The following is a 20014-nucleotide window of genomic DNA, read 5'->3' as shown; positions in this document are numbered from 1 at the left end:
CTTGATTCGGAGATTGCCAGGATGTTTCGAGACATTCAAGGGGATGACATTCCGACCACGCGCGACGAATTCGCATAACACTTTCCTGGCGGCTCAGGTCGGCGGACGGGCGGCCGATCAGCATCCGGTCGCCCCCACATCGCGTCGCCCCAAGATCAGGAGCCGGGATGCCCCACGCCCACGACACCGCAGCAGCGTCGGTCACCATCGACGACGTGCTGGCCCGGCGCCTCGTGCGGTCGCTGTTCCAGCCGATCGTGGAGCTGTCGTCCCGTGCCGTCGTGGGCGTGGAGGGCCTCGCCCGGGGGCCGGCCGGCACCGGACTGGAGTTCCCGGACCGGCTGTTCGCCGCCGCCCGGACCGCCGGACTGCTCGGCCCGCTGGACATGCTCTGTTTCGAGCAGGCCCTGGAGGGCGCGATCACGGCGCCGGTCGCGCCGCCGCTGCTGTTCGCCAACGGCGAGCCGGCCGTGATGGACCAGCCGTTGTCGCCCCGGCTCCTGGAGCTGCTCGGGAACGCGCCGTCGTTCCGCACGATCCTCGAGTACACCGAACGCGCCCTGCCGGCCGTGCCCGGCAGCCTGCTGCGGCTTGCCGGCCAGATCCAGCTGCACGGCAACGCCATCGCCCTCGACGACGTCGGCGTGGACCCGATGTCGCTGGCGTTCCTGCCGGTCCTGGAGCCGGAAGTGATCAAGCTCGACATGAGCCTGCTCCGCGATCCGCATGCGGCACACAGCCGCAAGGTCACCGCCGTGGTACGGGCGGAGGCACAGCGGACCGGCGCCCTGGTGATTGCCGAGGGCATCGAGACCGAGGACGACCTGGTCACCGCCCGGGAGATGGGCGCGCACTGGGGGCAGGGCTGGCGGTTCGACCGGCCGGGCCCGCTCGACACGGCGCGGCAGCGCTACGACCCGGAGGCGGCCGTCGCGCTGCGCCGGCCACGGCCCGGCTTCCACCAGCCCGCGGGCACGCCGTTCGACGTCGTCGCGGCGCGAGCGGCGACCCGGCCGGCGACGCGCGAGACCGCCGCCGCGGAGCTGGACCGGGTGCGCGACATCGCCGCCGCCGACGAGGCGGTCGTGGTGGTCGTCTCCTGCCCCGGCGACGTCGGTGCCCGCCTCGGGGTGCCGCTCTACGAACTCGCCGGTCGCGCCCGCTCGACGATCATCCTCGACCGGCCGGTGGACGGCGAGCTGGCCGTCGCGGTCATCGGCGCCGGGTACGGGCATGTGGTGAGTGCCGCCGGCGCCGATCTGGTCGCCACCGGTGATCTTCCCACGACGGCGGCCGTCGCCCGGGTGCTGCTGAACCGGCACACCCGTAGTTGATCGGGCCACGTTAGCCTTTCGGGTCGGACCACCGCGCCGTCGCCGGCTCGGGACTGCCGCGCCGTTCGGCTCGGGACCACCGCGCCGTTCGGTTCGGGACCACCGCGCCGTTCGGTTCGGGACCGCCGCCACCGAGAGGGAACGCCACGATGACCGCCGAGACGCCCGGAAACGAACGCCCGGGTGGGACCGTCTACGGGCGGGGCGGGGCCGGCGTACGCCCCCAAGGCCCTTCCGGGCTGCCGCGCGCCATGACCGCGATCGTCGGCGCAGGTGTCGTCGCCGTGATCGGCCTGGGTTATGTCGCGTGGAACAGCACGGGCGGGAAGGCGGAGACGCCCGCCGTGGTCCCCTCCGCGCCCACGCGTCCCCCCTCCGAGGCACCCACCGAAGAGGTCACGCTCACCACCGGCTCCTGGCGACTGTCCCCGGCCGGCGAGCCGGACACCTATCTCACCGTGTCCGGCGAGTTCGCCACCATGTCCGCCGACCCGGCGACCCTGACCGTGGTCACCGGGCTCGCCGACGACGGCTGCTTCTCGTTCCGCACGGCCGATGACCGCTACCTGCGTCATTTCGACTACCGGCTGCGGTCCGACGCCACCGACGACTCCGACCTCTTCCGGGCCGACGCCACGTTCTGCCGGGTGGACGACGGCGAGGGGGGCACGTTCCGGCTGCGCTCGAAGAACTACCCCGACCACCTGCTGCACCGCCGCGACGACGGCAGCGTCTACATCGACGAGCCCACCGGCGACACCGCGGCCTTCACGTTCCGGGTCCAGCCCGGCTAGGAACCGTACCGGCGGAGCAGCAGAGCGAGCCGCCGCTCACCGTCCGGCCGCGGCAGGCGCCCACCCCGGGTCAGCGTCACCAGCCCGTGCAGGCTCGCCCAGAACACCTCGGTCTCCGCGTCCAGGTCGTCCGTGCCACCGATCTCGGCCCGCAGCGCCTCCCGCAGCTCGTGGAACCCCTGCTGCAGCGGGACCGGCGTCTCCGAACTGGCGAAGGCGAGATCGACGGCGCCGGTGAACATGGTCTCGTACAGCACCGGCTGCTCCTCGGCGAAGAGTGTGTACGCCGCCGCCACCGCATCGAGGCCACCCCGGGCCCGGGCGTCCCGCAGAGCCGCCGCCAGCTCGGTGAACCCCTCCAGGGCCACCGCGGCCATGATGGCGTCCTTGCCCTTGAAGTGGCTGTAGAGCACGGGCTGGCTGTACTCGATCTGCTCGGCCAGCCGGCGCGTGGTGACGGCGTCCCACCCCTCGGCCTCAGCGAACTCCCGAGCCGCGGTGACGATCAGCCGTTCCCGCTCCTGACGCTCCCGCTCGCGCCGCTCTCGAATCGACATGGCAGGAATTCTAGCGCCACTAGCCGATCTGTCGATGCCATGTTAGCGTCGATCCAACTTCTAGCGCTGCTAGCGAAGGGGCATCGTGATCGCCTACGGACTCGCCATCGTGCTCAACCTCTTCATCATCTTCATCGGCGTGCGGTTCCTGCTGCAGCCGCACGCCGCGGCGGCCGGATACGGCGTGCCGGTCGAGCCGAGCAGGGCCGACGCCTATCTGACGGTCAAGGGCGTCCGCGACCTGACCTACGGACTGGTCGGCCTTGCGCTGCTCGCCTTCGCCGGAGCGCAGGCCGAGGCCTGGTTCATGCTGGTGGTGGCGATCGCCCCGCTCGGCGACACCCTGATCGTGCTGCGCCACCACGGCAGTAGGGCCACCGCCTTCGGCGTCCACTTCGCGACCGCCGTCATCGTGCTGATCAGCGCGGCCCTGCTCTTCACGTCCCATTAACCGGAGTCTCTCTAAGTTGGACCACACCACACCGGATCCATCCACGGGGGAGAATGAAATGGCTTTCGTACGGAAGCGCTGGGCGACCCGCCTCGGCCTCATCGCGCTCACCACTGCCGGCGTCGGGGCGTTCGCCGTGCCGGGCGCGCAGGCCGCCTCGGTCGGCGCCGCGAGCATCGTCTGGGACGGCGACGTGCAGGTGGTCCAGTTCAAGGCCGCCACCGGCAAGGCCAACAAGGTCGTCGTCAGCAACGCGAAGCACGGCGTCATCGTCGACGACAAGTACCGGATCAAGGCCGGCAAGGGCTGCAAGGCGGTCAAGGGCGACCGGACGAAGGTCTACTGCGGTGTCGGTGAGTGGACGCAGAAGGTGCGCGTCCACACCTACGACCGCAACGACACGATCACCAACAAGACCCGGCTCAGCCTGGTCGCCTACGCCGGGACGGGCAACGACACCGTCACCGGCGGTTCCAGCGGCGATTTCCTGTACGGGCAGTCCGGTCACGACACCATCCACGGCAAGGGTGGCGCCGACTACCTGGTCGGCAACTCCGGCAACGACAAGGTCTACGGCGACGGGGGCGACGACCGTCTCTTCGGCGACACCGGCAGCGACAAGTTGTACGGCGGGGCCGGCCGTGACGCCCTGAGCGGCGACCAGGGCCGCGACAAGCTCTACGGCGGCGCCGGCGACGACATCCTGTCCGGCGACGACTGGGGCAAGCACGCCGCCGACCTGCTCAACGGCGGCGCGAACGGCACCTCCGGCGGCGACTGGTGCCAGGCCGAGCGAGGCGACACCAAGCGCGCCTGCGAGCGCTGACCGCTCCACGCCGGGAAGAACGGCGCGGCGGCCGGCGCACTGTCACGCGCCGGCCGCCGCGCGGTCAGATCAGCGGCACGGGGATGAAGCCGAGCCCGGAGATACCCGCGGCCTCCAGCGCCTCCTTCACCTCCAGGGCCTCCTTCACCTCCGCGCCGACGCACACCTCGGTGTACGACCCGGCGACTCCGGAGACCCGCGATCCTGTGCGCCGAGCTTCGCTCTCCCGAGGAGGCGCAGCTCAGCGCCGGCGACGCGGAACAGTTCCGCAGAGGCGGCGTGACCGCACACCCGGTCCCGGATCTCGGGGTGCCGGAACATGCCCGGGGTGGTCGCGGTCCGGCACGGCACGCAGAACCCACGGAATCGATAGGCTTTCCCGCATGACGACCCTTGCCGGCCGCACGATCGCGGCCCTGCGCAGCGAGCACGACGACCTCGCGGCCCTCGTCCCCACGCTCTCCGCCGATCAGCTGACCGGCCCGTCCGGCGCCTCCGAGTGGACCATCGCCGACGTCCTTTCGCACCTGGGCAGCGGCGCCGAGATCACGCTCGCCGGTTTCCGGGCCGCGGTCGGCGAGGCGGACGAGCCGGGCCCCGACTTCAACCAGAGTGTGTGGGACCGCTGGAACGCCACCGCCCCGCAGGACCAGGCCACCGGCTCGATCGCGTCGAACGAGGCCCTGGTCGCGGCCCTCGAGTCGGTCCCGGAGGAGAGTCACGAGGAGCTGCTGGTCCGCACGTTCCTGCCCGAGCCGGTGCCGCTCGCCTCGTTCGCGGCGCTGCGCCTCAGCGAAGTCGCCCCGCACACCTGGGACGTCCGGGCCGGCCTCGACCCGGCGGCCACCGTCGCGGCCGGTTCCGCCGAGGTGCTCGCCGAAAACCTCTCCGGCGGGCTCGGCTTCCTGATCGGCTTCATCGCCAAACCGAAGGAGGCGCCCGAGCCGGCGGTCGTCGAGATCAGCGGTACGGCGTACCGCATCGTGATCGATGAAGCAGTGCGGCTGACCACCGACGACGTGCCCGCGACGGCGGCCTTCACCGGTTCGCTGGAGGCTGCGCTGCGGCTGATCTATGGCCGGCTGTCCGCGCGCCACACCGCCCCCGGTGTCGAGGTGACCGGCAACATCACCCTCGACGAGCTGCGCGCGGTGTTCCCCGGCTTCTGACCGCACCGCCCCGCGCCGGGTGGGGATCCGCTCCAATATCGGCGATGCGGAGCAGGCACCGCTACTCCACGATCGGCGATGCGGAACGGGCACCGCTGCTCCAAGATCGGCGATGTGGGCGGGCACCACTACTCCACGATCGGCGATACGGAACGGGCACCGCTACCCCACGATCGGCGATGTGGAGCGGGCACCGCTACTCCAAGATCGCAGCCAGGAGAGCGCCGAACTGCTCCGACATCGCCGGCGGGAGGGCACTCGGCCGCGACTCGATACCTGCGGCAAAGGGCGCAGCATGATCGCGCCGAGTTCGCACGAGCACGCGAGGCCCCGCACCGGATCTTGGAGTTCCGACGCTTCGTGGAAAGTCGTGGGTGCTCTGGGCCCCACCACTTTCCACGAAGCGGCCCCACCGGCGCGTCGCACGGCGAGCACACCGTGTGCCTCCCCCGCCCGCAACGCGTGTCGGATGCGGGCGCGAATCGGACCTCAACTCGGCACGGAAGCGGGCGTCGCGGCCGGGACGATGCGGCGGCGGCGGACCGGCATCAGCAATGTCGGGTGCGAGATGCTCCAGACGGCCGTCCTGCAGATCAGCTCTTTCATGCGCACGGCCGCCCGTCCGGTGAGCGCGGACGGCTTGGGCTGATCGTCCGGGGTCACCCACTGCAGGATGGCGTCCCGGCGTCCGAGGCTCATGCACTGGCCGGTGTAGCCGATCGTGTTCGGCGGGACGGGCCGCCCGGTCAGCCGCGCGGCGATGGCGTCGGCCGCGAGGTGAGCCGAGGGAACGCCGGAGGCGCAGGACATCCGCAGGGGCGTGCCGGTGGCGCCGCGAGCGAAGGCGGCGTCGCCGACGGCGTACACCTCGGGGTGGGAGATCGACCGCATGGTGTCGTCGACGACGATCTGGCCGGTGGCGGTGACGGTCAGGCCGGTCGCCGCGGCGAGGGGGTGGACGGCGAAACCGGCGGTCCAGACCGTCACGGCAGCAGCAATCGAATGTCCCGAGGCGGTGACCACGTGGTCCGGCCCGACGGTCGCGACCTCGGTGTTCTCCACTACGGTGATGCTCAGCCGATCGAAGGCCGCCCGCAGGTGCCGCCGGGCCTTCTCACTCAGCCAGCCGCCGAGGTCACCACGGACGACGAGCGTCACCGCCAGGTCGGGCCGTGCCTCGGCGATCTCGGTGGCGGCTTCGATGCCGGTCAGCCCACCGCCCGCGACCAGCACCGGCTCACCCGCGGCGAGCGCGGCCAGCCTTTCCCGGAGGCGCAGCGCGGACTGTTTGCCGGCGATGTCGTAGGCGAGTTCGGGAACGCCGGCGGCCGCGCTGCCCAGGGCATAGACCAACGTGTCGTAGAGAATGCCATCGACCGTCCGGGCATCGACGTCGATGGAGGAGACCCGGGCCGTCCGCACCCGCACACCGGTGCCGGCGAAGACGTCGGCCAGCGGGCGCGACTTCAGGTCCTGGCCGGTCGCGAGCTGGTGCATCCGGATCCGCTCGACGAACTCGGCGTCCGCGTTGACCAGGGTGATCTCGGTGTCGGCGGGGTGCAGCCGCTTCGCCAGGCGGGCGGCGGCGTTGGCGCCGGCGTAACCGGCGCCCAGAACTACGATGCGATGTGTCATGCCTCTTGAACCGGGCAGCGCCGGCAAAGCTGACAGCCTCGCACGTGATCCAGGTCACCAACCGGTGGCGAGCGGAGGCTCGGAGGCCACCCAGTGCCGCCTCACCCGTTCCAGCTTGGCCGGATTGACCTGAGCGTGCACGGCCGTGATGCCGCCGTCGGTCACGTTCAGCGCGACGACACCCACCACCTGCCCGTCAACGACCAGGACCAGCGCCGGTACGCCGTTGACGACGGCGGAGAACAGCACCGGCCGGCCTCCGATCATCGCCCACTTCGACTCGCTCGGTTCGAACAGCCCACGCAGGAACCTCGCGACCCGCTGCACACCGGTGATCGGCTCCGGGAGCGAGAAGACCACGCCGCCACCGTCACCGATGCTGATCACGTCGTCGCCCAGCATCCGTACCAGGTTCTCGGTCCGGCCGCTGAGCGCCGCGGCGAGGAACTCCTCGACGACCTTGCGCGCCGACGCGGCGTCGACCTCGACCCGGCGCCTGTCATCGATCAGGTGCTGCTTGGCCCGCCGGTAGAGCTGCTGGCAGTGCGACTCGGTGAGGCCGAGCAGTGCGGCGATCTCGGCGTGCCCGTAGCCGAACGCCTCGCGCAGCACGTAGACGACGCGTTCCCGGGCCGGTAGCCGTTCCATCAGCGTCAGCATCGCGATCGACACCGATTCCCGCTGCTCGGCGGTCTCCGACGGGCCGAGCATCCGGTCACCGGCGAGGACCGGTTCGGGGAGCCACTGGCCCACGTAGGTCTCCCGCCGGGCCCGCGCCGACGTGAGCCGGTTCAGGCAGATGTTGGTGAGCACCTTGGTCAGCCACGCCTCTGGCGTCTCGATCAGTTCCCGGTCGGCCGACTGCCACCGCAGGTAGGTGTCCTGCACGACGTCCTCGGCGTCGGCCGCCGACCCGAGCAGGCGGTACGCGATCGCTTCCAGCCGCGGCCGTGCGCCCTCGAACACCTCGACCTCGCGTACGCCGACTCGCATGCTCGCATTGAACCATCCGCCTCCCAGGGACGGTGGCCACCGCGCAGAGCACGATCGCCGCCACCTGCGCGACAGGCACCGCCGTTGACGTGTTCGCTACGGGACCCGAGCCCGCTTCCACACGTCGTCGACGGTCGCCGCGTCGGGCCGGCGCGAACCTGCGCTGGAACTCCACCCTGGACGCCGACGACGGATGTAACAGATGAAACATATCCGGAACCGGCGGTGAGCTGCGGGGACGGGGCTTCCGGCGTACCGATGCATTGACTTGAATTTTTCCTGCGTGTTGCATCACGGGCGCTGATCGATCCCCGTTCTTTCACGCAGGAGTCCCCATGCCCTCATCCCCCGGGCGGCGGCGGATACTCGCCGTCGCCGCCTCCACCGCCCTGGTCGCCGGGCTCGGCGTCGCCGGCGCCACCCAGGCCCTCGCCGCCAGCGCCGGATCGCTGGTCGGCGCCGGCAGCGGCAAGTGCCTCGACGTCGCGAACAACTCCACCGCCGACGGCGCCGCCATCCACATCTGGACCTGTTACAGCACGGTGGCGAGCCAGCAGTGGACGCTCGCCGACAACGGCCAGGTGCAGTCGCAGGGTAAGTGCCTGGACGTGGCGAACAACGCGACCGCGGACGGCTCGCTCACCCACCTGTGGACCTGCTACGACAGCGTGGCGACGCAGAAGTGGGCGCTCACCGCCTCCGGCACACTGGTGAACCAGGCCAGCGGCAAATGCCTCGACGTGCAGAGCAACGGCACCGCCGACGGGTCGCGGCTGCAGATCTGGTCGTGTGCCGGTTCGGCCAACCAGCGGTGGACGCTGAGCGGCGGCCCGGTCACGCCGCCGACGGACACCCCGGTGACGAACCCCGATCTTGGACCGAACGTGTCGGTGTTCGATCCGTCGATGTCGGCGTCGACGATCCAGAACCGGCTCAACCAGGTGTTCAACCAGCAGGTGACCAATCAGTTCGGCAGCCAGCGGTACGCGCTGCTGTTCAAGCCGGGCAGCTACGCCGTGGACGCGAACGTCGGCTTCTTCACCCAGGTCGCCGGGCTCGGCCTGGTCCCGGACCAGACCACGATCAACGGCCGGGTGCACGTCGAGGCGGACTGGTGGCCGGACGGCTCACAGAACGCCACGCAGAACTTCTGGCGCTCGGCGGAAGGGCTCGCCGTCAACCCGACCGGTGGGCTCGACCGCTGGTCGGTGTCGCAGGCCGCTCCCTATCGGCGGATGCACGTACGAGGAAATCTGGCTCTCTCCGACGGCGGCTGGTCCTCCGGCGGCTGGATCTCCGACACCAAGGTCGACGGGCAGATCGACTCCGGCTCGCAGCAGCAGTGGATCACCCGGAACTCGCAGATCGGCTCGTGGACCGGCCGCAACTGGAACCAGGTGTTCGTCGGCGTGCAGGGCGCCCCGGCGACGAGCTTCCCGAACCCGCCCTACACCAGCGTCGGTCAATCGCCGGTCATTCGGGAGAAGCCTTATCTGTACGTCGACTCCGCCGGGGCGTACCGCGTCTTCGTCCCGTCGCTGCGGCGCAACGTCGCCGGCACCACCTGGGCGAACGGCACCCCGGCCGGCGAGTCGATCTCGCTGAGCCAGTTCGCGATCATCCGCCCCGGTGACACGGCCGCCACCATCAACGCCGCCCTCGCCGCGGGCAAGCACCTGCTGGTGACGCCGGGCACGTACACCATCAACCAGACGATCAACGTCACCCGGGCGAACACCGTCGTGCTCGGACTCGGCCTGGCCACCTTCGTCCCGCAGAACGGCGTCGTGCCGATGCGCGTCGCCGACGTCGACGGGGTGAAGGTCGCCGGCATCATGTTCGACGCCGGCACCACGAATTCGCCGGTGCTCATGGAGGTCGGCCCGGACGGCTCGTCGGCCGACCACGCCGCGAACCCGACCTCGCTGCACGACGTCTTCTTCCGGATCGGCGGCTCGATCGCGGGGAAGGCCACGGTCAGCCTGAAGGTCAACAGCGACGACGTGATCGGCGACCACACCTGGATCTGGCGGGCCGACCACGGCAACGGCGGAACCGTCGGCTGGACCATCAACACCGCCGACACCGGGCTGATCGTGAACGGTGACGACATGACGTTCTACGGGCTGTTCGTCGAGCACTACCAGAAGTACCAGACGATCTGGAACGGCGAGAACGGGCGCACGTACTTCTATCAGAACGAGATGCCGTACGACCCGCCGAACCAGGCCGCCTACATGAACGGCTCGACCCGGGGGTACGCGGCCTACAAGGTCGCCGACGCGGTGAACAACCACCAAGCGTGGGGGCTCGGCTCGTACGCCTACTTCAACGTCAACCCGTCGGTCGTGAACGAGCGCGCCTTCGAAGTGCCCGCCAAGCCCGGAGTCCGGTTCACCAGCATGGTGACCGTGTCGCTCGGCGGCACCGGCACGATCAACCGGATCATCAACAACTCCGGGGCGACGGTGAACAGCGGCAGCCAGGTGGCGTACCTGACCACCGGACCCTGACATCTCGCGCTCTCGATCAGGTCGTCCGGCGGCATGACCGAGGATGACCTGATCGAGGCGTACGTGCTGACCCGAACACAGCACGCCGGCCATCGCTACGTATCGAAGCGGAGATCGATCGAACCGCAACCCCCACACGCGGCCACCCACTCGCCAGTCCACCGCAGATCTTGAGCTATTACCAACCCTCCGGTGTGCAGAGTCGCCCATGATCCGTGGAACGAGACGGACGGCTGGCGCAGGGTCCACCCACCCACCGCGGATCTTGAGCAGCTCTTCGCCCTCCGAGGTGCAGAAGCACTCAAGATCTGGCGGGGTGGGCGGTCGGCCAGGCCCGTCCACGGAGCGGCGGCCGGCCACCCGCCAGCCCACCGACCGACCGACCGACTGACCGACCGACCGACTGACCGACCGACTGACCGACCGACCGACCGCAGATCTTGAGCGACTTTCCACCTTCCGATGTGCAAGAACACTCAAGATCCGGGCAGCAGACCATCTGACCGTCAGGTCCGGACAGGCTCACGACTCGAGGTGGCCCGCTAACGAAGCGGAGTGCCGGGGCGTGGACTTCGAGGCGATCTGTCCCGCCTCGATCGGGCTCACTGCGGAGCAGCTCGAATGGCTCACCGAGCTTCCAATGACGGCTCATCAGCCTGAGCAGAGCCTTGGGTGCAGCCTGCAAGCTCGCGCGGCGCGAGCCGGCGTCCGGATGCGCGACGGCCGCTGGACACGCCGAAGCCCGACCGTCCTCTCTTTGCGAGACGATCGGGGCTTCGGGGCGCTGGCTGCGAAAAGGTCATGCCTGAAGCGGCCGGGGCACCGCCCCTGGACCCGGCGCTCCAGGATGCCCGGCCTGACCGCCTTCCCCTCGCACACCCCCAGGAGGCCAGACCGCGTCTGCTAAGCCAGGCGGGAAGGGTGGTCGAGGTAGGTGATCACGAAAGGCGGCGGATGTCGCCGTAGGCGCGGTAGAAGCCGCCCCGCGATGCCTCGCGGATGCCGTTGACGACGTAGCGGGCGCCGTGCTCGCGGATGCCCTTCGGGAACTGGACCTGCCAGTCGCTGTGGTAGCCGGACGAGACCACCCGGATGTGGAGCCGGCCGGACTCCTCGACGCACTCGACGACGATGCCGCCGGCCGGGTCGTGGACGATCTCGACGGTGGTGGACGGCGCCACCTCGGCCATCCTCGGCGGGGCCTTGACGTCCACGATCTCGGGGACGCTGCCGCCGACCGCCGAGCGGATCGCCTGCTCGCTGGCATCGATGCAGGCGAGCGAGCCGTCGGTGGTGACGATGTAGAGCCGCTCGTCGTGGTACTGCATGGAGTACGCGGAGCCGCAGCCGGTCGCGAGCTTCCACAGCCTGGTGCCGGCGGCGTCGAAGCAGTAGACCGAGGAGGAGCTGTCGCCGGCGAAGACGTACCGCCCGTCCTCGGCGGCGGCGCAGGAGAACACCGCCGCGTCGCACTGGTAGGTCTGCCGGCGGCTGCCGTCCTTGCCCAGCTCGGCGACCTGCCGGTCGGACGTGCCGGCGTAGACGGTGTCGCGCTCCTGCCAGCCGAAGAGGACCGCGCCCTTCGTGCCGGTGTGCCACAGCTCCTTGCCGGTCCGCCAGTCGTAGCTGGTCACACCCGCACTGTGACCGTGGTGGACGGCGTCGTCGTCGCAGCGGACCATCCAGGCCGACGAGCCCCTGCCGGGGCGCTGCCACAGGAACTCGTCCTCGTGGTCGATCGCCGAGATGCCGCCGTTCGCGTCGGAGACGCCGAGGACACCGTCGTGGATGTCCAGCCAGTAGATGTCGATCTCGGGGGCGATCCGGTACGCCAGGCGCGGCACCTTGCCGGACAGGTCGTACACGTTGCCGTCGTCGCAGCCGGCGTAGATCCAGCCGTCGTCGGCGACGATGCACTTGACGCCGTCGGGGAGGCGGAACTGCCCCAGCACCTCGGCCTGGTGGCTCAGCGTGGTGATCATCCCCGCCTCGTTGCCGACCATGCACACGTCACCGTCGACGAAGACGCCGAACGCGGGGCTGCCGGTCTTGTATCGCCACAGCACCGGGGCGACCTTCGCGGTGGACCGGGTGCTGACGATCTGCCGGCGGGTCACCGAGCGAGGCTTGCGCTGACCGATGACCGCCGGCGCGTATCCCTTGCGGACCTTCTCCCCGATCTTCTTGGCCGCCTCCGCGCGGGCTTTGTCCTCAGTGGTGTAGGAGGACTGCTTCACCTGGCCGCGGTCGCCGATCCGGCCGTAGCGGACGGTCAGATCCTTGCCGGCGATCGTCACCTCGTAGAACTTGTGGGCGCTCCCGCTGTCTTCGGAGAGTTCGAGGTACGTCGTGTCGGCCGGCATCCGGGCCACCTTTCGGCAGAAGGAGGAACGCCGAGAACATAGCCGGGGGGTACGACAAGATCTCTCACCAACGGAAGCGCCCGGGCCGGCTGACGGCCGGGCCCGGGCGCGTTCCTTGAAGAACCGCTCAGCGGCGTGTCTTGGGCAGGTCGAACTGATCTGCCGCCTTGCAGTCCTTCTGGTTGCCGATCGCATCCGGACCGAGTTCGTCCAATGCTTCGCGGGCCTGCTGGCGGCCGAGGTTCCACGCGTACCAGGGATCGGGCTCTTTGAGATCCTCGTCGATCCACATCAGGGTGCACCGGCGTACCGGATCGGGCAGTTCGGTCAAGGCCGGAGTCGCGTCGGCGGAGAGCGCACGCAGGTACCACGCGTCGATCTTGCCGGAACCCTCGTAGCGGGCCGCGTTGCGGCTGGCCACGTAGCCCTCCGGGTCGAGGGCGGCGAGACCGAGCAGCATCAGCACGGCCAGGCCGACCGTGGTCGACGGGATCCAGCGGCCCTGCCACCTGACGCCGGCCACCGCGATCAGCACGAAGATCACGCCGAGCAGCAGTTCCGACGCCATCACGAAGATGCGCTCACCGGTGAAGCTGTAGACCCGCTGGTACTCCCACATCCGGGACAGCGCCGACGCCACGATGACGACGCTCAGGGCGCAGAGCAGACCCAGCAGGACGCGCAGCAGCAACCGCTCGGCCGGCTGATCCCGTTTCGCCCAGCGGGCCAGCGCCGCGATCAGCGCGAGGGACAGCAGCGTGACGGCGACGAGCTGCCAGAAGCCGCTTCGCGCGTACTGCGAGTAGCTGAGACCGGCTGTCTTCAGCACGTGCCGGCTGCCGCCGAACAGCACGGTGAACTGCACCGCCACGAATCCGCCGAAGAGCAGCACCAGCGCGGCACCGGCCGGCGCCCACTCGATCAGGCCGAACCGGCCCTTGCCCTCGGTGTCCAGGCCGGACGTCACCGGCGGCGCGGCGAGCGTGTAGATGCCGGAGATCGCGAGCAGGCCACCGGCGACGGCCAGGAAGGCCCACTGGAAGATCGAGCCGAACTGGAAGTCGGGGACGGCGTCGTCGAGCAGGCGGGAGAACGCGACGTCGGCCGAGGACAGCAACGCGCCGAAGACGAACAGCACCACGACGGTGAGGGTGACCGAGAAGACGATCCGCTTGGCGATGCCCGCGTCGTCGCCGGCCTTGAGATGCCGGCGGACCCACGGGATGCCGGCGAAGGCCGCCCACGGCGCCGCGAACAGGCTGAACAGGATCGACCGGACCTGCCGGCCGCCGACGATCGCCAGCGCGGTGCAGCCGATCGCTCCGATCACGCTGAACGTGACCAGCCACCAGGCGTTCCGGAACGCCGGGATGAGCATCAGGGCGAGCGCCGCCGCGGCCCAGCCCGCGCGGATCAGCCGCTCGTTGCGGGACAGCTCCTTCCCGCCGCGCACGGCGAACCCGACACCCAGGGTGAGCGCCAGCCAGCCGAGGAACCAGCCGATACCGACCCGGTCCAGCGGCAGGAAGACCAGGAATCCGAGCGCGCCGGCGAGCACACCGGCCGGGACGGCCTTGCCCAGCGTCTTCTTCGGCCCGGGCCAGTGCTTCGCGCGGAACGACTGCCAGACGGTCGGCGGCGGCTCGTAGGGGCCGAAGGCGTGGATCGGTTGCTGTCGCTGAGGCCGATACGGCTGAGGCGGAAACTTCTCCGGTACGCCGGAAACCACCGCGGGCTCGGCCGCACCCACCGATGCCGGCTGCGCCAGCACCGCCGGCGCCGGCCCGGTCGTCCCGGCCGTCGCACCGGCCGGCTGAACCTTCCGCGCCTCGCCCGCCTCGGCCGACCCCGTCGGACGTTCCCCGGCCGGCTGCGGCTCGGCCTCCGCCGCGCCCGACTGCGGCTCAGCCTTAGTGGCCGCCGACTGCGGGTCCGCCTTCGTCGCGCCCGACTGCGGGTCCGCCTTCAAGACGGCCGATTGCGGGTCGGCCTTCAAGACGGCCGATTGCGGGTCGGCCTTCAAGACGGCCGATTGCAAGTCGGCCTTCGACGCGGCCGGCTGCGGCTCGGCGGCTGCGGCGTCCAGCTCGGCCTCCGACGCGGCACCGGTGGCCTTCGACTCGGGCCGCTCGGCCGGCTCCGCCGCGCCGAGGGCCGCCGCGCCGGGGGCCGCCGCCTGTGCCGGGATCATCGGCACGAAAAGGGCGTACCCCCGGGTGCCGGCCGGGATCTGCACCGGGATCGCCCATGCCGTCTCCCCCTCGTTGCCCGGCCAGACGAACGACGGGATCGCGTCGGTGGGCGGCATGACCAGCAGTTGAGGCGCCGGCGTGGGAGCCCCTGTGTCCGCTGGCACGGCCGGATCCGGCTTCTCCGGTGGCAGGTCCGCCACTACACCCTCCTAGGTTGCTCGGTCCGCACACTGTAGGGCGTGCGTCGAGCAATTTCTACGCCGGGACGTGTCCGTATCGCCGCGACGCCGGAGAGCAATGGCACGGATCCGGGAGATGATCACCGTGGATAGGTGTACGGCGCTCCGTTCGTGACCAGCCGGACGGTGTCGGCGAGGAGGGGGTCCGGAGTGGGCGCGGCGGGCGCGGGCCGGTCCGGGTCGGCGGTCCACCGCTTCGTGACCCGGAGGATCCAGCGGCGGCAGGGCTCCTCGACGTACTGGTGGGCGCCCTCGGCGAGCAGGAGCACGATCACGATGGTGACGAGCAGCGCTCCATAGGGGACCCAGCCCTCGCCCTTCTTGATGTACTCGGTGTGCGGCAGGGCGTAGAGCATCCAGCGGTGGGTGATGTAGAGCGCGTAGCTGGCCACGCCGAGCCGGACCATCACCGTGGTGGAGAGGAACCGGGCCGCCCAGCCCCGGCCGGACGCGAGGCTGATCATGAGCAGCGAGAACGGGCCGACCCAGAGCAGGCCGTAGGCGGCGGAGCTCCACCCGGACCCGTCGGGCCGGAACGCGCCCATGCCGAAGACGAAGCAGAAGACGAACGCCTGGATGAGGTGGTGCCGCGCGGTGGACCAGCGGGCGCCGCCCGGGATCAGGAAGGAGGCCGCCATGCCGGAGATGAACATCGGCAGGTGACAGAGCGGGTTGCGGTAGAGCCAGCGGTGCGCGGAGGTGGGGTTGGCGGCGCCCATCGAGGTGTGGCCGGCCAGGTAGAACGAGATCCAGAGGGTGAACATGATCAGGAACATCGCGGCGATCAGCGCGATCATGCCGCGCGCCCCGAACCGGCGGTACAGCTTGGCGACGACCGGGATGAGGAACGGGAACAGCAGGTAGAAGAACATCTCCACGCCGATGGACCAGCCGGGGCTGTTGTACCAGCCCATCGCCACCCGCAGGTCGCCGCTCCAGGTCTGCACGGCGAGCAGGTTCTGGATCAGCGCCCAGTTGTGGTTGTCCCGGCCCTGGATCCAGAGGTAGACGGCGCAGTAGGCGATCACCGCCCAGTAGAGCGGGATGACCCGGGCGATCCGGGCGAGATAGAACCGCACGGTGCGCCTGCCCTGCCAGCCGCTGAGGTGGGCGTAGTTGTAGGCCAGCACCACCCCGGAGAGCATGAAGAACAGCGGTACGCCGATGTGGCCGTAATGGGCGATCTTGTCGAGGTGCTCGGGGAGGCTGGCCGGCACTCCACTGTGGGAGATGACGACGCCGATCGCCGCGACCGCGCGCAAGCCGGTGAGGGCGGTGAGCACGGGCCTGTTCTCTTCTGCCACTTACCTGGTTCCTTCATGAACGACTGGACTGATTCGGCATTGCAGCAGTGCGCAGCGAACACGAAGTGTCGGAACAGGAAATGCACAGCGAAGAGCAGGATCAGGCCGCGCTCAGTGGCAGCCGGTAGGTCTCACGGACGAAGTCCATGTGCACCCAGGTGCAGATCCCGGTGACGTCCGGGGATGAGCGCACCTGCTCGGCCACCCGTTGCAGGGCCGGGAGCGCATTGCCGGAGACGGTCCCGATCATGTCGTAGTTCCCGATCACCGTGGCCAGGAACTCCACGCCGGGGATGTCGAGGATGGCCGCGACCAGGTCGTCCGAATATCCGCGTACGTGCAGGCCCATCCCCATCGCCAGGTTCCGCGTCCGCGTCCCGCGCCGGGTGATCGTCGAGATCCGCATGACCTCGCGGTCCAGCAGCGCCAGCGTGCGGGTCCGGGCGGTGGACTCGGAGACGCCCACGGATTCGGCCAGCTCGCGGAACGGCATCCGGCCGTCGTCCTGCAGCCGGTGCACGATCGCCAGGTCGACCTCGTCGAGGCGCACCTGCGCCGGGCGGGCCGCCGCCGCGAACGGGCTGCGCAGCACGTCGACGTAGACCAGCGTGCACACCTCGCGGACCGCGTCCGAGAGCCGGATCTCCTCGACCGCGTCGAACAGCTCCCGCTGGTCGCGGGCCCGCAGCTCGACCACGATGTCGTACTCCCCGCTCACCAGCGACACCAGGGTGACGTTCTCGGCAGCCAGCAGGTGTTCGACGACCTCCCGAGTGGAGCCGTAGACCTTGATCGACAGATGGCAGCCGACGTCCAGGTTCAGCACGGCCGGATGGGCCATCGCGACGATCGCGATGTCGCCGCTCTCCCGGAGCTCCCGCAGCCGGGCGCGGACCACCGAGCGCGGCACGCCGAGGGCGGTCGCCAGGTCGACGATCGGGGCGCGGCCGTCCTTGCGCAGCAGCGCGACCAGGCGTTCGTTGGTGTCCTCGTGCGGGGAGCCGCTCATCCGTCCTCCGTGCCGGGAAAGCCGAGAAATCCGCCGGCCAATTCTTCGGTTCGGCGACGGTCCGAATCCTTCACTGTTCCCCGGTCCGGACGAGGAATCGAGCGCCGGGACGGGCCGAATCTAAGCCGAATCCGCGGCCAGGTCCAGATATCGCAATGATTCGGAACGCGGCGGAAACAAACGGCCCCTAGCGTCCCCGGCCAACCCCCTGGCTCGGCAAACAAGGAGTGAACTCCTGTGAAGCGATACTTCGTCGCCGCGGCCGTAGCAGCCACGCTGCTCGGCGTCTCGGCCTGCGGTTCCGGCTCCTCCGACTCGACCGGCGCCTCCGAGGCCGCCACCGCCGTCAAGGCGCAGGCCACCGCTCCGGAAGGACTGGTCAAGGCCGGCACCCTGACGGTCTGCATCGACCCCGAGTACGCCCCGCTGGAGTACTACGAGAACGGGACGTCCGGCGACATCATCGGCTTCGACGCCGACGCCGCCCGCGCGCTGGCCGGCTACTGGGGCCTGGAGTTCGCCACCCAGGTGACGACGTTCGAGGGCCTGCAGCCCGGGCTCACGTCGAAGCGGTGCGACATCATCCCCGGCGGCCTCTACATGAGCGAGGAGCGCACCGCCGTGCTGGACGGTGTGGCGTACATGCAGACCGGCCCCGCGCTGATCGTCGGCACCTCGGTGAAGACCGACCCGGCCGCTGAGAAGGACCTGTGCGGGCTCACGCTCGTCGGCCAGAACGCCTCGGAGAACCTGACCGAGGCCAAGCGGATCGCCACCGCGTGCGGCTCCGGTACGTCGGTGCAGAACTACCCCAAGACCTCCGACACCGTGCTGGCCGTCATGAACGGCAAGGCCGACGCGCTGATCGAGACCGACGTCGCCGCCGTCGACATCGTCAAGAAGAGCTCCGGCAAGCTGCGCCTGATCAACGGGTTCTTCCCGCCCAGCACCAAGTTCGGCATGTTCGCCAACAAGGACGCCACGATCACCGCCCCGCTCAGCGAGGCCCTCAAGGCGCTCTACACCGACGGCACCCTCGGCAAGATCGCCACGACCTACGGGCTGAGCACCGAATCCCTCAACGTCTACTGACCCTCGGCGGAGGCGCCCCCATGGCATTCGACTCGACCATCTTCTTTGATCAGTTGTTCTCCGAGGCGTACCTGCGGGGTGCCCTGCTGTCCCTGGGACTGGCCGTCGCCAGCCAGCTCGGCGCCGTGCTCATCGGCTTCGGGCTGGCTCTCGGCAAGTCCTCGAAGATCGGCGCGGTCCGCGCGTTCTGCACCACCTACATCTGGTTCTTCCGGGCCGTTCCGGCGCTGCTGCTGCTCCTGCTGCTCTGGAACGGCCTCCCGCAGCTGTCCCCGATCTTCCAGGAGGAGTGGTACTCGCCGTTCCTGGCGGCCTTCATCGGCCTGGCGCTGGCCGAGGGCGCGTTCATGGCCGAGATCATCAGGTCGGCGCTGATGAGCGTGGACGACGGTCAGCAACTCGCGGCCCGGGCCCTCGGCATGACCCGCGGCCAGGTGCTGTTCAAGGTGGTGCTGCCGCAGGCCACCCGGGTGGCCCTGCCACCGACCGGCAACGAGTTCATCGGCATGGTCAAGTACACCTCGCTGGCCAGCGTGATCTCGCTGCAGGAGCTGCTCACCACGGCGCAGATGGGGGTGGCGGTGACGTTCCGCTACGCCGAGTACTACGCCGCCGCCACCGTCTACTACCTGGTGATCGTCTCCCTGCTGATGCTGCTGCAGAACCGGATCGAGCGCCGCTTCACCTGGACGTCCGCTCCCCCGCGCCGCCGTTTCCCCGCCATCGTCCGTTCCCCGAGGGAAGAGAAGGTGCCGGCATGAAGACCCCGCCCCTGCTCCAGGTGCAGAACCTGCACAAGTCCTACAACGACGTCGCGGTGCTGGGCGGCGTCGACTTCACCGTGCAGCGCGGCCAGGTGAAGGCGCTGCTCGGCCCGTCCGGCAGCGGCAAGTCCACGATCCTGCGGCTGATCAGTCTGCTGGAGCCGGCCGACTCCGGGACGATCCTGCTGGACGGCGAGCCGATCGGCCTGATCGGCGGGCGGCTCGACATGCGGCCGGCGCCGGAGCGGGTCCTGGCCCGCCAGCGCACGGCGATCGGCATGGTGTTCCAGAAGTTCAACCTGTTCCCGCACCTGGACGCGACCCGCAACGTGATGGCCGGGCTCACGACGGTGCTCAAGGTGCCGAAGAAGGAGGCGCGGGAACAGGCGCTGGCGATGCTCGAACGGGTCGGTCTCGCCGGTCGGGCTCACGCGTACCCCTCGGAATTGTCCGGAGGGCAGCAGCAGCGCGTGGCGATCGCCCGCGCCCTGGTGATGAAACCGAAGCTGATGCTCTTCGACGAGCCGACCTCGGCCCTCGACCCGGAACTGGTCCGCGAGGTCCTCGACGTGATGGAGAAACTGGCGTCGGACGGCATGACCATGGTCGTGGTGACCCACGAGATGCGCTTCGCCCGCAGCGTGGCCTCCGAGGTGGCCCTCTTCGACTCCGGCCAGATCGTCGAGCAGGCCCCGCCGGATCGCTTCTTCGACGCTCCAGAGCACGAGCGCACCCGTCGTTTCCTCGCTCACATGCACTAGCTCGTAGGGAGAACCACC

At 69.9% G+C, this 20014-nt stretch carries 16 protein-coding genes; 9 read left to right on the top strand and 7 right to left on the bottom strand.

Translation table 11 applies throughout. The features are described 5' to 3' along the window. Positions 1 to 167: 167 nt before the first annotated feature. Both EP757_RS25405 and EP757_RS25400 read left to right on the top strand, forming a co-directional pair. The gene (locus tag EP757_RS25405; protein ID WP_127550054.1) at positions 168 to 1334 is read left to right on the top strand and encodes an EAL domain-containing protein; all 1167 of its coding nucleotides are present in this window, start codon (positions 168 to 170) and stop codon (positions 1332 to 1334) included. 149 nt (positions 1335 to 1483) lie between these two features. Beyond that, a complete protein-coding gene (locus EP757_RS25400) occupies positions 1484 to 2128 on the top strand; it encodes an AbfB domain-containing protein (protein ID WP_127550052.1) in 645 nt (214 codons plus the stop codon). Here the strand turns inward: EP757_RS25400 and EP757_RS25395 are convergent. Further along, positions 2125 to 2685, bottom strand: coding sequence for a TetR/AcrR family transcriptional regulator (locus tag EP757_RS25395; RefSeq protein ID WP_127550050.1), 561 nt, complete (start codon positions 2683 to 2685; stop codon positions 2125 to 2127). The two genes, EP757_RS25400 and EP757_RS25395, sit on opposite strands and share 4 nt — an antisense overlap. Positions 2686 to 2770: 85 nt before the next feature. On the opposite strand from EP757_RS25395, the gene EP757_RS25390 reads away from it, so the two are divergent. The 3 genes from EP757_RS25390 (at position 2771) to EP757_RS25380 (ending at position 5131) form a co-directional block, all read left to right on the top strand. Beyond that, positions 2771 to 3136: a DUF4267 domain-containing protein gene (locus tag EP757_RS25390; RefSeq protein ID WP_232049996.1), complete on the top strand. Its 366-nt coding sequence runs from the start codon at positions 2771 to 2773 to the stop codon at positions 3134 to 3136. A 58-nt stretch (positions 3137 to 3194) separates the two neighbouring features. Then, positions 3195 to 3962 (top strand): calcium-binding protein, encoded by a 768-nt coding sequence (locus EP757_RS25385; protein ID WP_127550046.1) that lies wholly within the window; start codon positions 3195 to 3197, stop codon positions 3960 to 3962. 383 nt (positions 3963 to 4345) lie between these two features. Then, positions 4346 to 5131 carry a maleylpyruvate isomerase family mycothiol-dependent enzyme gene (locus tag EP757_RS25380; protein ID WP_127550044.1) on the top strand — a complete coding sequence of 262 codons (786 nt, stop codon included), beginning with the start codon at positions 4346 to 4348 and terminating at the stop codon, positions 5129 to 5131. Positions 5132 to 5620: 489 nt separating this feature from the next. Here the strand turns inward: EP757_RS25380 and EP757_RS25375 are convergent, their stop codons facing one another. Together EP757_RS25375 and sigJ are read right to left on the bottom strand one after the other, a co-directional pair. Continuing rightward, complete coding sequence (locus EP757_RS25375; protein ID WP_127550042.1) at positions 5621 to 6766, bottom strand: NAD(P)/FAD-dependent oxidoreductase; 1146 nt, start codon at positions 6764 to 6766, stop codon at positions 5621 to 5623. A gap of 54 nt (positions 6767 to 6820) precedes the next feature. Beyond that, a complete protein-coding gene (gene sigJ, locus EP757_RS25370; RefSeq protein ID WP_127550041.1) occupies positions 6821 to 7759 on the bottom strand; it encodes an RNA polymerase sigma factor SigJ in 939 nt (312 codons plus the stop codon). A gap of 335 nt (positions 7760 to 8094) precedes the next feature. Between sigJ and EP757_RS25365 the strand changes: the two genes are divergently transcribed. Beyond that, on the top strand, positions 8095 to 10272 hold the full coding sequence (locus EP757_RS25365; RefSeq protein WP_127550039.1) for a ricin-type beta-trefoil lectin domain protein: 2178 nt from the start codon (positions 8095 to 8097) through the stop codon (positions 10270 to 10272). Positions 10273 to 11210: 938 nt separating this feature from the next. Here the strand turns inward: EP757_RS25365 and EP757_RS25360 are convergent. From EP757_RS25360 to EP757_RS25345, 4 genes are all read right to left on the bottom strand, one after another. Next, positions 11211 to 12635, bottom strand: coding sequence for a WGR domain-containing protein (locus EP757_RS25360; RefSeq protein ID WP_127550037.1), 1425 nt, complete (start codon positions 12633 to 12635; stop codon positions 11211 to 11213). 127 nt (positions 12636 to 12762) lie between these two features. Further along, positions 12763 to 14943: a DUF4153 domain-containing protein gene (locus EP757_RS25355; protein WP_232049995.1), complete on the bottom strand. Its 2181-nt coding sequence runs from the start codon at positions 14941 to 14943 to the stop codon at positions 12763 to 12765. A gap of 203 nt (positions 14944 to 15146) precedes the next feature. Then, positions 15147 to 16370 (bottom strand): acyltransferase, encoded by a 1224-nt coding sequence (locus EP757_RS25350; protein ID WP_127550035.1) that lies wholly within the window; start codon positions 16368 to 16370, stop codon positions 15147 to 15149. A 100-nt stretch (positions 16371 to 16470) separates the two neighbouring features. Further along, a complete protein-coding gene (locus tag EP757_RS25345) occupies positions 16471 to 17379 on the bottom strand; it encodes an Lrp/AsnC family transcriptional regulator (RefSeq protein ID WP_127550033.1) in 909 nt (302 codons plus the stop codon). A 237-nt stretch (positions 17380 to 17616) separates the two neighbouring features. Between EP757_RS25345 and EP757_RS25340 the strand changes: the two genes are divergently transcribed. Genes EP757_RS25340 through EP757_RS25330 form a run of 3 tightly spaced genes read left to right on the top strand, consistent with a single transcriptional unit; the run spans position 17617 to position 19996 of the window. Next, entirely contained in the window at positions 17617 to 18471 is an 855-nt protein-coding gene (locus EP757_RS25340; RefSeq protein WP_127550031.1) for a transporter substrate-binding domain-containing protein, read from the top strand. 20 nt (positions 18472 to 18491) lie between these two features. Beyond that, entirely contained in the window at positions 18492 to 19232 is a 741-nt protein-coding gene (locus tag EP757_RS25335; protein WP_127550029.1) for an amino acid ABC transporter permease, read from the top strand. Further along, complete coding sequence (locus EP757_RS25330; RefSeq protein WP_127550027.1) at positions 19229 to 19996, top strand: amino acid ABC transporter ATP-binding protein; 768 nt, start codon at positions 19229 to 19231, stop codon at positions 19994 to 19996. Before EP757_RS25335 ends, EP757_RS25330 begins: the two co-directional genes overlap by 4 nt. The last annotated feature ends 18 nt before the right edge of the window (positions 19997 to 20014 follow it).

This window comes from Actinoplanes sp. OR16 (genome assembly GCF_004001265.1).
Taxonomy (GTDB): domain Bacteria; phylum Actinomycetota; class Actinomycetes; order Mycobacteriales; family Micromonosporaceae; genus Actinoplanes.
The sequence above is the reverse complement of the archived record's forward strand: the minus strand, read 5'-3'. Positions and strand labels throughout refer to the sequence as shown.

Excerpts from the sequence above, each read along its gene's own strand:
- EP757_RS25395 (WP_127550050.1), bottom strand. The coding sequence starts at position 2,685 with ATGTCGATTCGAGAGCGGCGCGAGCGGGAGCGTCAGGAGCGGGAACGG.
- EP757_RS25355 (WP_232049995.1), bottom strand. The coding sequence starts at position 14,943 with ATGCCGCCCACCGACGCGATCCCGTCGTTCGTCTGGCCGGGCAACGAG.
- EP757_RS25385 (WP_127550046.1), top strand. The coding sequence starts at position 3,195 with ATGGCTTTCGTACGGAAGCGCTGGGCGACCCGCCTCGGCCTCATCGCG.
- EP757_RS25380 (WP_127550044.1), top strand. The coding sequence starts at position 4,346 with ATGACGACCCTTGCCGGCCGCACGATCGCGGCCCTGCGCAGCGAGCAC.
- EP757_RS25335 (WP_127550029.1), top strand. The coding sequence starts at position 18,492 with ATGGCATTCGACTCGACCATCTTCTTTGATCAGTTGTTCTCCGAGGCG.
- EP757_RS25330 (WP_127550027.1), top strand. The coding sequence starts at position 19,229 with ATGAAGACCCCGCCCCTGCTCCAGGTGCAGAACCTGCACAAGTCCTAC.
- EP757_RS25405 (WP_127550054.1), top strand. The coding sequence starts at position 168 with ATGCCCCACGCCCACGACACCGCAGCAGCGTCGGTCACCATCGACGAC.
- sigJ (WP_127550041.1), bottom strand. The coding sequence starts at position 7,759 with ATGCGAGTCGGCGTACGCGAGGTCGAGGTGTTCGAGGGCGCACGGCCG.
- EP757_RS25360 (WP_127550037.1), bottom strand. The coding sequence starts at position 12,635 with ATGCCGGCCGACACGACGTACCTCGAACTCTCCGAAGACAGCGGGAGC.
- EP757_RS25400 (WP_127550052.1), top strand. The coding sequence starts at position 1,484 with ATGACCGCCGAGACGCCCGGAAACGAACGCCCGGGTGGGACCGTCTAC.
- EP757_RS25365 (WP_127550039.1), top strand. The coding sequence starts at position 8,095 with ATGCCCTCATCCCCCGGGCGGCGGCGGATACTCGCCGTCGCCGCCTCC.
- EP757_RS25345 (WP_127550033.1), bottom strand. The coding sequence starts at position 17,379 with ATGAGCGGCTCCCCGCACGAGGACACCAACGAACGCCTGGTCGCGCTG.
- EP757_RS25375 (WP_127550042.1), bottom strand. The coding sequence starts at position 6,766 with ATGACACATCGCATCGTAGTTCTGGGCGCCGGTTACGCCGGCGCCAAC.